Genomic DNA, 11156 nt, shown 5'->3' on the forward strand with positions numbered 1-11156 from the left:
ATTTCAGGTATCGCCGATTTGGCGATAGCCTTCGGGCATGACTACCAAATACCGATTTCGCGAAAAATACCGCATTCAGTTGCGCGAGAAGGATCACCCGCCACCCCATGTTCACCTGACCGGTGGTGGAATGGATGTGATGCTTAGCCTGGAAACCGTCGAGGTCATGATGGGCAAGGCACCGCCACTGATCATCAAGGAAGCGTTGGCGTGGGTTTCGGCCCATCAGACGCAATTGCTGGAGGACTGGAAACGATGTTACCCATGAAGCGGCCACGATTGGCCGCAGTGCAGGCTGCTGGCGATGCTTGCCTGTCGCTGACCTTTATTGATGGCCAACGGCTGAACCTGGATTTGAGCCGCGATCTGCAAACCTATCCTGGGCTCGCTCCGCTACTGGACGCTGAAGTGTTCGCAAGCGCTGAGTTGGGTGACGACGGCTGGAGCGTGGAGTGGCTGGAGCCGGATATCCAGATTGGTGCCGATACCTTGTACCGGGACGCGCTCGCGCAAAATGCGCCCGACGAAAACACACGGATTTTCATGGATTGGCGCGCTCGCACCGGTCTACCGTTGAATGAGGCGGCCGAAGCGTTGGGTGTCAGCGCCCGCAGCATCAGTCGCTACAGTAATGGTCGGGAAGCGGTGCCGCGATCATTGGCCCTGGCCTGTCTGGGTTGGGATTCGTTGCAGGAGAAGCCTGCACTGATCGCGGCAGAGGATACCGGGCACTACATCGTCAACCGAAAAACTTAGCCCGCATCCGGCTTCGGCCGTTCATACCGGGCATTGAAGGCCTGGATGAACCCATTGCGCAAAATCTGCAAAAACGCTTCGAACGCGTTGATATCTTGCTGGTGCACGCTGCCGCTGAGTTCGACCCGGGTGGCAAACTGGTTTTTGCCCTGGTTTTTCAGCACGGTTTCGGTGCCCCCGACCAGCGCTTCCCAGATCGAGCGGAAGATCCCCTTGTTCTTGTTCTCGACATCCTGGTGCCAGTTGAAGACGTCGACGTCGCGCAGCAGCGGTTTGATGTAGCCCTTGAGCTGGCCCTTGTTGGCGGCGGCTTCGATGACCACGTCGCCGCGGCCGGCGTTGAAGTCGAATTTGCCGTAGGCCGAGGCGAAGTCGTTCATGCGCTTGAGTTCAATGTCGCGGGCCCGCAGGCGAAATTCGAAGTCTTCGAAATTGCTCAAGGGGTCGAAGGTGGCTGTGGTTTCCAGCGGGGCATGCCCCAGCAGCAGAGCCTTGCCTTCGAAGCGAGCGTCGCGTTTGCCCTCCTTGTCGACCACGTTGGTCAGGTTGTAAATGCTGGCGTCGACGTTGGTTGCATTCATGTTTACCGGTGGTTTGGAGTTGAAGTTGCGAAAGCTGATCCGCCCATCGCTGATCTGCACTTCGTCGAGCGTGATAGGCAACAGTTTGCCCAGTTGCTCACGCCAGTCGGTGCCCTGACCGGTCTGGGAGTTCTGCTTGTTGGCACCACCATCGACGAAGTTCACCTGAGGTTTAAAGAATTTCACCTGTGCCACAACAGCATGGTCGTACCAAAGCGAGTGCCAACTGACAGACAGGTCGATAGCCGGCGCATCGACGAATGGCACCGGCACCTTGCCGTCGGCCTTGACGATTTTCAGGCCATTGATCTTGTAGGCCCCGCGCCAGAGCGCTAGGTCCACGTCGGTGATCTGGCCGCGGTAATCGCCCATGTTGGCCAGTTTGTCATTCAGATAGTCGTGCACCAGATAGGGCAGGGCGATGTGCAGGGCGATCAGCAGAACAACGGCAGTGGCAATAGTCCACAATGGCCAGCGGTAGCGACGCTTCATGGCAATAGATCCCGAACGGTATAAGGCGGTTGACTGCCGCCTGCCGCAGACGTTCGACCGAACTGGACTGAAAAAGGCAACAGGCTTACCTTGGAGAGCTGAATTCAACGCTGCACAAGGACCCAGCCATGAGCCGTATTTTTGCTGACAACGCCCATTCCATCGGCAACACGCCGCTGGTGCAGATCAACCGCATTGCGCCCCGTGGCGTGACCATTCTGGCCAAGATCGAGGGTCGCAACCCGGGCTACTCGGTCAAGTGCCGGATTGGCGCCAACATGATCTGGGACGCCGAAAGCAGCGGCAAACTCAAGCCGGGCATGACCATCGTCGAGCCGACCTCCGGCAACACCGGCATCGGTCTGGCCTTCGTGGCGGCCGCTCGCGGTTACAAATTGCTGCTGACCATGCCGGCCTCGATGAGCATCGAGCGGCGCAAGGTGCTCAAGGCGCTGGGTGCCGAGCTGGTGCTGACCGAACCAGCCAAAGGCATGAAAGGCGCTATCGAAAAGGCCAACGAAATCGTAGCCAGTGACGCGGGCAAATACTTCATGCCGGCCCAGTTCGATAATCCGGCCAACCCAGCCATTCATGAAAAGACCACCGGCCCGGAAATCTGGAATGACACCGATGGCGCCATCGATGTGCTGGTGGCGGGCGTCGGGACCGGCGGAACCATCACCGGCGTGTCGCGGTATATCAAGAATACGGCAGGCAAACCGATTCTGTCGGTGGCGGTGGAACCGGTGTCTTCGCCGGTGATTACCCAGGCGCTGGCAGGTCAAGAAATCAAGCCGAGCCCGCACAAGATTCAGGGCATCGGTGCCGGGTTCGTGCCGAAGAACCTTGATCTGTCGATGGTTGACCGGGTCGAGTTGGTGACGGATGACGAGTCCAAAGCCATGGCCCTGCGCCTGATGCAGGAGGAAGGGATCCTGTGCGGTATTTCCTGCGGTGCGGCCATGTCGGTGGCGGTGCGTCTGGCGGAGACGCCGGAAATGCAGGGCAAGACCATTGTGGTGGTGCTGCCCGACTCCGGTGAGCGTTATCTGTCGAGCATGCTGTTCAGTGATCTGTTCACCGATCAGGAGAACCAGCAGTAAGTGGCGTGTTGATTCAGGTCAGCCAGGGTTCAGGATCGTTATGTTAATAAGTGCTTTGTTGCGCAATTCTTAACACTGAATCTTGAGTCGGGCGGGTTTTTCCCGGAGCCGGTAGTGTTTATCATGGCCGGCCGCCATCTCGGGCAAATGACATGGCGTGGCGTTGTCTTATTTCAAGGAGTTGTTGATGACCTTTTCGTTAGCCGCCAAGGTGTCGGTGTTGCTGCTGTTTGTGGGCAGCATCCTCTACGTGCATTTGCGCGGCAAGGCGCGTTTGCCGGTGCTGCGGCAGTTCGTCAACCACTCGGCGCTGTTCGCCCCGTATAACGCCTTGATGTACCTGTTCTCGGGCGTGCCGTCCAAGCCGTATCTGGATCGCAGCAAGTTTCCGGAACTGGACGTTCTGCGCGATAACTGGGAAACCATTCGTGACGAAGCCATGCACCTGTTCGACGAGGGTTATATTCGCGCCGCCGAGAAAAACAACGACGCCGGTTTCGGCTCGTTCTTCAAGAAAGGCTGGAAGCGTTTCTACCTCAAGTGGTACGACAAACCGCTGCCTTCGGCCGAAACTCTGTGCCCGAAAACCGTGGCGTTGGTCAGTGCCATTCCCAACGTCAAAGGCGCGATGTTCGCGCTGTTGCCGGGTGGCAGTCATTTGAACCCGCACCGCGATCCGTTCGCCGGTTCCCTACGTTATCACCTGGGCCTTTCGACGCCGAACTCCGACGACTGCCGGATTTTTGTCGACGGTCAGGTCTACGCCTGGCGCGACGGTGAAGACGTGATGTTCGACGAGACCTACGTGCACTGGGTTAAAAACGAAACCGAACAAACCCGCGTCATCCTGTTCTGCGACATCGAGCGGCCGTTGAGCAACCGCCTGATGACCCGCATCAACCGCTTCATCAGCGCCTGGCTGGGCCGTGCCACGGCACCGCAGAACCTCGACGACGAACGTGTTGGCGGGATCAACCAGGCTTATGCGTGGAGCAAGAACTTCAGCGACAAGTTCAGTGGTGCGGTCAAACAGTGGAAACGCCGCAATCCGAAGGCCTACCGCGTAATGCGGCCGGTGCTGGCGGTGGTGGTGTTGACGTTGCTGGGGTATTGGCTATTTGGTTGAGGCTGGATTTAAAAGCATAAAAAACCGCTCTTTTGAGCGGTTTTTTATGCGGGGAAGGTAAAGGATGCGCCGGCGAGAACACCTCCCGGCTCCTCCGCTGCTGGATTAGCCAATGCCTCTCTGATTCGGAGTAACTCCTTTTCAGATAATTCTCCAGCAGAGCGCTTTCCTTTGGCCCTGGTCAATTTGGCGCCTGGCGCTTTGTTCTCAGCAACAGCTTTCATGGCGTCTCCGGCGTTGATCATTTAATGAACAGTGATCCGATACTAGACTTAGTCAATGGGCTTCACAAGACGACCTTCCGAGTCCAACTCAAACCCCAGTTGCCGATAAAGCGGTATTACTCCGGGAACAGGCTCCTGAATTTCGATTTGCTTGCTGCCTACGATTCGCGCGAAGTGCGTCACGGCGGTCAATGCAAATGTTGCGATTCGGCTCTTGAGCGGGTGATCGTTTCCCGGCTTTCCTTCCAGGCGCACGATTTTTACTCTCAATCGGCTCTGGTTCGGATTCGCAAAGCAAAGTCCGCATAGCTCATGATCAAACCAGATTGCTAAATCGAATCCCAGTGGTTCTCTGGCCTTCCACCTGACAACTTCCTGCCAGGAGAAATAAGGGTCCAGCCATTGTTCATAGGCATTCAGTGCCAAAGCGTCGATAGCTTCGAAACGAACTCTGGAGTGATCGACATCTACGATCCCTTTTTGCTTCAGGTCTTCCTGCAGCTTTGCGAAGGTGATGCCCGCGTACTTCCTGGCTTGCGATTTGTACAACTGATACCGCAGATGATTACGTTCCCTTGGCATATGATCTCGCGCATTCCATGTCCCCCATCAATGGTCGTTGCAATTGCAAACGAGCCTATGCGCCTGCCTCCTGCCTGTCGCTACTGGCCCTTTGTCCAATTCATTGCAATCCATGTCGCGGGCTGGTTATAGTCGGCGCTCGTGAGTCCCACGACTCACCTTTCAACCCTTCAAAAAAGATCAGCCCAGATGCCTGCATCCCTCATCAACGCGGTAGTCGATTCAGCGGTCAACGCTGGCGTCGTGCCGTGCGGGAATCAGCAGCCTGTGCAGATCAGTCATTACCCTCCACCTGTCAGTAGCACGCCGGTGTGCGCAGTCGTATCACCGCCGGGCGTTGGTGTTTCGGGCTGATCAGCGTTTCCTGCTGACCCCTGTGCCCGCCTGAAAAAAAACCTACTGAATTTCAGCTTCGGCTGAGTTGGCTATTTGCCTGACTACAGGTGGTATTCATGTTTGTCCTTTCGAAAAAGTCCGCGCTCGCGGCGGCGTCCACGAGCCTGTTCGTTCTACTGTGGAGCAGCGGGGCGATCTTCTCCAAGTGGGGGCTGGCCCACGCTTCGCCCTTTGCCTTTTTGCTGATCCGTTTTGTCATTGCCCTGTGCGGGCTGGTGCTGCTGGTGCCGTTGCTCAAGCTGAAACTGCCCAAGGGCGGCAAGCCGATGCTGTATGCGATGGCCACCGGCGTGGTGCTGTTGGGGGCTTATCAGATCTTCTATCTGCTGGCGCTGGATCTGAAAGTCACGCCCGGAGTGATGGCGACCATCATGGGCGTGCAGCCGATCCTCACGGTGGTGATCATGGAGCGGCAGCGCTCGGCGAGCCGGATGTTTGGTCTGGCGTTGGGATTGGCCGGTCTGATCATGGTGGTTTACCAGGGCATCGGTCTGGCCGGGATGTCGCTGGCGGGGATGCTGTTCGGGCTGCTGGCGCTGGCGAGCATGACCTTCGGCTCGATCATGCAGAAACGCATCACCGACAATCCCCTCGGCACGCTGCCGGTGCAGTATCTGGCCGGTCTGCTGCTGTGCGGGATTTTCGTGCCGTTCCAGCCGTTTAACTTCGAGCACAGCGCCGGTTTCATCGTGCCGGTGTTGTGGATGGGGCTGGTGGTTTCCGTGCTGGCGACGTTGCTGCTGTATCGACTGATCGCGCGGGGCAATCTGGTAAATGTCACCAGTCTGTTCTATCTGGTGCCGGCCGTGACGGCGGTGATGGACTACCTGATCTTCGGCAATCGCCTGGCGGCGTTGAGCGTGCTGGGGATGCTGTTGATCATCGTCGGTCTGGTGTTCGTGTTCCGTAAATCGGCGTAACCGCCGCGCATGAAAAGGCCCGGGAGGAAACTCCCGGGCCTTCGTGCATCTGCAAATCAGCGAGTGGCGATTTCTGCCGGTTTCACCGCCGCCGGTTTCAACACCAGCCACAGCGCAATGGCGATCAACACCCCGCCATACACGTGGGCCATCGACAGCGGCTCATCGAGAAACAGCGCCCCCCACAACACGCCGAACGGCGGAATCATAAAGGTCACGGTCATCGACTTCACCGGCCCGATGGAGCTCAGCAGGCGGAAGTAAATGATGTAGGCAAACGCGGTGCAGCCCAGCCCTAGGCCCAGCAGCGACAACCAGACACTCCAGCCGCCCCAGCTCACCGGCGGCGCAGTGATGACGCTGTAACCGAACAGCGGCAACAGAAACAGGGTTGCTCCGAGCATGCTGCCCAGCGCCGACAGACGGCTGTCGAGCCCGCCGGCCTGATCCAGCCAGCGTCGGGCGAGGAACCCGGCGAAGCCGTAGCATGTGGTTGCGAGCAGACAGGCAACCGCACCCATCAGCAGCTGCAGATCGAAGGCGACCGGGCCGGCGCGAGTCAGCACGCCCACCCCGAGCAGACCGAGGAACACCCCGGCGAGTTTGGCCAGCGTGAGTTTTTCACTGAAAAACAAACCGCCGATCAACACACCCATCAATGGTGTGGTGGCATTGAAGATCGCCGAATAACCGGCGGGCAGCACCTGGGCGGCGACGGAGTACAGCGTCGCCGGCACGCCGGAGTTGATCACGCCCAGCAGCATCACGGTCTTGAGCTTGCCTTTGAAATCCCAGCTGATGCGCATCAGCCCGAGGATCACCAGCAGGCCGACAGCGGCAATCGAAACGCGGAAGAAACCGGTCGGAATCGTACCGATCGCCGGAGCGATGATGCGCATGAACAGGAAGCTCGCGCCCCAGATGGCGGCCAGCGACAACATGCGGAATATATCGACAGGGCTCACGGGCCACTCCTTCCTTGATCGGGACGAGAGTGTTGCCGAGGGCCCCGGCGATGGCAACCGTTAATCGGGCATTTAATTTTCTGATCAGATCACGAAGCGCGTCACCAGCCCGTTGAGGTCTACGGCCAGTCGCGACAGTTCCTGGCTGGCGGCAGACGTCTGGGTGGCGCCGGCAGCGGTCTGGGTCGACAGGTCGCGGATGGTCACCAGATTCTGATCGACTTCCCGCGCCACCAGCGCCTGCTGCTCGGCGGCGCTGGCGATCACCAGGTTGCGCTGGTTGATCTGCGAGATCGACGCGGTGATTTTCTCCAGGGCCTGGCCGGCGCTGTTGGCCCGGCGCAGGGTGTGGCTGGCCTGCTCGGCGCTGGATTGCAAAGCGCCGACGGTGGCGCTGGTGCCTTGCTGAATGCTGCTGATCATCAGCTCGATTTCTTCGGTGGAGTTCTGCGTGCGCTGGGCCAGCGAGCGGACTTCATCGGCGACCACCGCAAACCCTCGTCCGGCCTCGCCGGCCCGCGCCGCTTCAATGGCGGCGTTGAGTGCCAGCAGGTTGGTCTGCCCGGCGATGCCGCGAATCACCTCCAGTACCTTGCTGATGTCCTGGGCCTGAGTCGCCAGGCCCTCGGCCTGTTCGGACGCACCCAGCACTGCGCTGACCAATTCCTGAATCGAACTGATGGTCTCGCTGACCTGCACATGCCCGTGCTTGCTGTCCTCGTTCGAGGCTTCGGAGGCTTCGGCACTGGACACCGCATTGGCGGCCACCTCATCGACCGCCGTGCTCATCTCGGTGACCGCCGTGGCAGCCTGTTCGATCTGGTCATTCTGCTGTTGCAGGCCGCGGGTGCTCTGTTCCATCACCGAACTCATTTCCTCGGCGGCGGAGGCCAGTTGCTGGGCCGACTCGCTGATGCCGCGAATGGTCGAGCGCAGATTGCTCTGCATCTCGGCCAGAGCGATCAGCAACTGCGCCGCTTCATCCTTGCCGTTGCTGTCGATGCGACCGCTGAGGTCTCCCGAAGCAATCCGTCGTGCCACGTTCAGCGCCTGATTGATCGGCGCGGTGATGCTGCGGGTCAGCAACCAGGCCAGCAGCAACGTGGCGATCAGCGCAATGACGATGATCATCGCGACGATCCACAGCGCCTGCTGGTACATCGCCGCCGCGGACTTGGCGGCGGTATCCGCGCCTTGTTGGTTGAGCGTGATCATTTGCTCCAGCGTTTTGTCGAGCACCGTGCCCTGGGGCGCCAGTTCATTGGTCAGGCGCGCGTAGGCCTGATCGTTTTGTCCGGCGTCGATCTGTTTGATGATCTGGTCAAGGATGCTCAGGTACTTGGCGGTGTCCGCGCTCAGTCCTTCCAGCATCGCCTGTTCCTGATCGTTGGCGATCAGGGCTTTGTGATCGTCGAGGCGCTTGAGCAACTCCTGGCGTTGCACCGTGAGAAGGCCTTTGCTGCGTTCGCGCACGGCAGCCTGGGTGCTGGTGATCAGGCGCAGGGATTCGAGACGGATGCTGGCGATGTTCGCCGCTGTGTCATGGATGCTTTCGATGCTGGGCATCCATGCTTCCTCGATCACCGCCGCGCTCTCGCGCAGGGTTTTCATCTGGCCCAGACCGAACAGGCCGACCACCACCAGCAGACTGGCCAGAACGGCAAAACACAAACTGGCGCGCAAACCGATGCGCAGATTCCGGATAGTCATCAATGTGCTCCTTGGGCATTTGGGGAGAGGTCGTCCTCGTGAGCCGAGGATCTTGTTGTGAGGCGGGTGATGGCGGGCTGTATATCAAAGTGCCACTATCTTGGTAAGACCAGTCATTGGCTATTGGCAGATGGAATGGACAGGAATGAACAAGCCGGGCAAAAGTGCAAGCTAGAGATGTCGCCGTTGAATTGGATCCGAAACCCAGAGAAATCGCGGGCTGGCGCCCGGCGCTGGGGAGCACCTGAGGGGATGTTTATTGACCGAACGGTCGATTAAAAAAACTTTGATAAAAACTGTGTCGTTGTACAACCCGCAAGAGGATTTGGCCGAAATTGCGCTTCTCCTGCAGCCGCTTCCGTGGCTAAGCTCAGGCCTTCGAGCACAGATTCTCCAATTCCCGCAGAGGTCTCATCTATGCCGCAGCAATGGCCAGCCACCGACATCGCCCGCCTGATCCTCGATGGGTTTGACGATTACCGCGAGCATTTCCGGCGGATCACCGACGGCGCCCGGGAGCGCTTCGAGCAGGCCCGCTGGCAGGACACGCAAACCGCGTCGGCGGCCCGGATCAACCTCTACGAAGAAAAGGTCGGTGAAACCGTCGCCCGCCTGCGCGAGTATTTCGAGCCGGACACCTTGATGGATGTCACCTGCTGGCCGCTGGTGAAAAGTGCCTACATCAGCATCATCGACCTGCGCTTCGACGATGAACTGTCCGAGACCTGGTACAACTCGATTTTCTGCAGCCTGTTCAGCCACGACCTGATCAGCGACGGCTGCATGTTCATCCACACCACGCGCCCGAGCCTGCGCCGAGCGCGGGCCGCACAGACCCGCACCTACAAGCCCCATGGACAGATCTCGAGCATGCTCGCGAGCATCTTTGCCGATTATCGCTTCAGCGAGGCCTACGCCGATTTGCCCGGCGACTTGCAACGCCTGGAAGCGCAACTGCGCGAGAACCTGCCGGACTGGGTGTGCAAGGATCCGGAGTTGAGTGTCGAGCTGTTTTCCTCGGTGCTCTACCGTAACAAGGGCGCATACCTGGTCGGGCGCATCTACACCAACGACGATCAATGGCCGCTGGTGATTCCATTGCTGCACCGCGAAGGGCGGGGGATTCAGATCGACGCGTTGATCACCGACGAAGCGGAGGTGTCGATCATCTTCTCCTTCACCCGTTCGTATTTCATGGTGGATGTGCCGGTGCCAGCGGAGTTTATCGGCTTCCTCAAGCGCATCCTGCCGGGCAAGCACATTGCCGAGCTGTACACCTCGATCGGCTTCTACAAGCACGGCAAATCCGAGTTCTATCGCGCGCTGATCAACCATCTGGCCAGCACCGACGACCAGTTCATCATGGCCCCGGGCGTGCGCGGCATGGTCATGAGCGTGTTCACGCTGCCGGGTTTCAACACCGTATTCAAGATCATCAAGGACCGGTTCTCGCCGTCGAAAAACGTCGACCGCGCCACGGTGATCGAGAAGTATCGACTGGTAAAAAGCGTCGACCGGGTCGGACGTATGGCCGATACCCAGGAATTCGCCGACTTCCGTTTTCCGTTGAGCAAATTCGAGCCAGCCTGCCTGGCGGAACTGCTGGAAGTCGCGCCGTCCACGGTGTCGCTGGAAGGCGAAACCGTGCTGATCCGCCACTGCTGGACCGAGCGCCGGATGACCCCGCTCAACCTGTATCTGGATAACGCCAACGAAGCCCAGGTGCGCGAAGCGCTGGAGGATTACGGGCTGGCGATCAAGCAACTGGCGGCGGCCAACATCTTCCCCGGCGACATGCTGCTGAAGAACTTCGGCGTCACCCGCCATGGCCGGGTGGTGTTCTACGACTACGACGAGATCTGTTTCCTCACCGAAGCCAACTTCCGCCACATCCCGGCACCGCGCACGCCGGAGGACGAAATGGCCTCCGAGCCTTGGTACTCGATCGGTCCGCTGGATGTGTTCCCCGAGGAGTTTCCGCCGTTCCTGTTTGCCGATTCGGCGCAGCGCAAATTGTTCGATCAGTTGCATGGCGAGTTGTACAACGCTGATTACTGGAAGGGATTACAGGAGGCGATTCGGGCGGGGAAAGTGATTGATGTTTTCCCGTATCGGCGCAAGGGCCTAGATAACGAATAACCCGTTAATGATCGTTCCCATGCTCTGCGTGGGAATGCCTCACCGGACGCTCCGCGTCCGCTTTTGGGACGCGGAGCGTCCTTGGCTGCATTCCCACGCAGAGCATGGGAACGATCACAGTCAGGCGTAAATCTGCGACAATCGCGTCCTTGCGCCACTAGA

11 protein-coding genes are annotated in these 11156 nt (G+C 59.1%); 6 read left to right on the forward strand and 5 right to left on the reverse strand.

What is annotated here, in order from left to right:
* Positions 1–37 precede the first annotated feature (37 nt).
* Positions 38–268: a DUF4160 domain-containing protein gene (locus QRN46_RS20755; protein WP_201819556.1), complete on the forward strand. Its 231-nt coding sequence runs from the start codon at positions 38–40 to the stop codon at positions 266–268.
* Positions 256–756 (forward strand): helix-turn-helix domain-containing protein, encoded by a 501-nt coding sequence (locus QRN46_RS20760; RefSeq protein WP_041475170.1) that lies wholly within the window; start codon positions 256–258, stop codon positions 754–756. Before QRN46_RS20755 ends, QRN46_RS20760 begins: the two co-directional genes overlap by 13 nt.
* On the opposite strand, the gene QRN46_RS20765 is transcribed toward QRN46_RS20760, so the two are convergent.
* Entirely contained in the window at positions 753–1829 is a 1077-nt protein-coding gene (locus tag QRN46_RS20765; RefSeq protein ID WP_285356910.1) for a DUF748 domain-containing protein, read from the reverse strand. The genes QRN46_RS20760 and QRN46_RS20765 overlap by 4 nt on opposite strands.
* A 128-nt stretch (positions 1830–1957) precedes the next feature.
* On the opposite strand from QRN46_RS20765, the gene cysK reads away from it, so the two are divergent.
* Both cysK and QRN46_RS20775 read left to right on the forward strand, forming a co-directional pair.
* Positions 1958–2932 carry a cysteine synthase A gene (cysK, locus tag QRN46_RS20770; protein WP_011332943.1) on the forward strand — a complete coding sequence of 325 codons (975 nt, stop codon included), beginning with the start codon at positions 1958–1960 and terminating at the stop codon, positions 2930–2932.
* A 187-nt stretch (positions 2933–3119) separates the two neighbouring features.
* Positions 3120–4058 carry an aspartyl/asparaginyl beta-hydroxylase domain-containing protein gene (locus QRN46_RS20775; protein ID WP_011332944.1) on the forward strand — a complete coding sequence of 313 codons (939 nt, stop codon included), beginning with the start codon at positions 3120–3122 and terminating at the stop codon, positions 4056–4058.
* Between the two features lie 44 nt (positions 4059–4102).
* Here QRN46_RS20775 and QRN46_RS20780 read toward each other — a convergent pair whose 3' ends face one another.
* Both QRN46_RS20780 and QRN46_RS20785 read right to left on the reverse strand, forming a co-directional pair.
* Positions 4103–4282 (reverse strand): hypothetical protein, encoded by a 180-nt coding sequence (locus QRN46_RS20780; protein WP_146615304.1) that lies wholly within the window; start codon positions 4280–4282, stop codon positions 4103–4105.
* A 48-nt stretch (positions 4283–4330) separates the two neighbouring features.
* Positions 4331–4864 carry a hypothetical protein gene (locus tag QRN46_RS20785; RefSeq protein ID WP_011332945.1) on the reverse strand — a complete coding sequence of 178 codons (534 nt, stop codon included), beginning with the start codon at positions 4862–4864 and terminating at the stop codon, positions 4331–4333.
* A gap of 452 nt (positions 4865–5316) precedes the next feature.
* On the opposite strand from QRN46_RS20785, the gene QRN46_RS20790 reads away from it, so the two are divergent.
* Complete coding sequence (locus QRN46_RS20790; protein WP_201819554.1) at positions 5317–6180, forward strand: DMT family transporter; 864 nt, start codon at positions 5317–5319, stop codon at positions 6178–6180.
* 56 nt (positions 6181–6236) lie between these two features.
* On the opposite strand, the gene QRN46_RS20795 is transcribed toward QRN46_RS20790, so the two are convergent.
* Positions 6237–7145 carry a DMT family transporter gene (locus QRN46_RS20795; protein WP_011332947.1) on the reverse strand — a complete coding sequence of 303 codons (909 nt, stop codon included), beginning with the start codon at positions 7143–7145 and terminating at the stop codon, positions 6237–6239.
* A gap of 84 nt (positions 7146–7229) precedes the next feature.
* Entirely contained in the window at positions 7230–8855 is a 1626-nt protein-coding gene (locus tag QRN46_RS20800; protein ID WP_201819553.1) for a methyl-accepting chemotaxis protein, read from the reverse strand.
* A 417-nt stretch (positions 8856–9272) separates the two neighbouring features.
* Between QRN46_RS20800 and aceK the strand changes: the two genes are divergently transcribed.
* Complete coding sequence (aceK, locus tag QRN46_RS20805; protein ID WP_221615191.1) at positions 9273–10994, forward strand: bifunctional isocitrate dehydrogenase kinase/phosphatase; 1722 nt, start codon at positions 9273–9275, stop codon at positions 10992–10994.
* Positions 10995–11156 lie beyond the last annotated feature (162 nt).

This window comes from Pseudomonas sp. lyk4-R2A-10 (assembly GCF_030209075.1).
GTDB lineage: Bacteria > Pseudomonadota > Gammaproteobacteria > Pseudomonadales > Pseudomonadaceae > Aquipseudomonas > Aquipseudomonas glycinae.

Coding starts and splice junctions, on each gene's coding strand:
- QRN46_RS20755 (WP_201819556.1), top strand. CDS start 38: ATGACTACCAAATACCGATTTCGCGAAAAATACCGCATTCAGTTGCGC.
- QRN46_RS20760 (WP_041475170.1), top strand. CDS start 256: ATGTTACCCATGAAGCGGCCACGATTGGCCGCAGTGCAGGCTGCTGGC.
- QRN46_RS20765 (WP_285356910.1), bottom strand. CDS start 1,829: ATGAAGCGTCGCTACCGCTGGCCATTGTGGACTATTGCCACTGCCGTT.
- cysK (WP_011332943.1), top strand. CDS start 1,958: ATGAGCCGTATTTTTGCTGACAACGCCCATTCCATCGGCAACACGCCG.
- QRN46_RS20775 (WP_011332944.1), top strand. CDS start 3,120: ATGACCTTTTCGTTAGCCGCCAAGGTGTCGGTGTTGCTGCTGTTTGTG.
- QRN46_RS20780 (WP_146615304.1), bottom strand. CDS start 4,282: ATGAAAGCTGTTGCTGAGAACAAAGCGCCAGGCGCCAAATTGACCAGG.
- QRN46_RS20785 (WP_011332945.1), bottom strand. CDS start 4,864: ATGCCAAGGGAACGTAATCATCTGCGGTATCAGTTGTACAAATCGCAA.
- QRN46_RS20790 (WP_201819554.1), top strand. CDS start 5,317: ATGTTTGTCCTTTCGAAAAAGTCCGCGCTCGCGGCGGCGTCCACGAGC.
- QRN46_RS20800 (WP_201819553.1), bottom strand. CDS start 8,855: ATGACTATCCGGAATCTGCGCATCGGTTTGCGCGCCAGTTTGTGTTTT.
- aceK (WP_221615191.1), top strand. CDS start 9,273: ATGCCGCAGCAATGGCCAGCCACCGACATCGCCCGCCTGATCCTCGAT.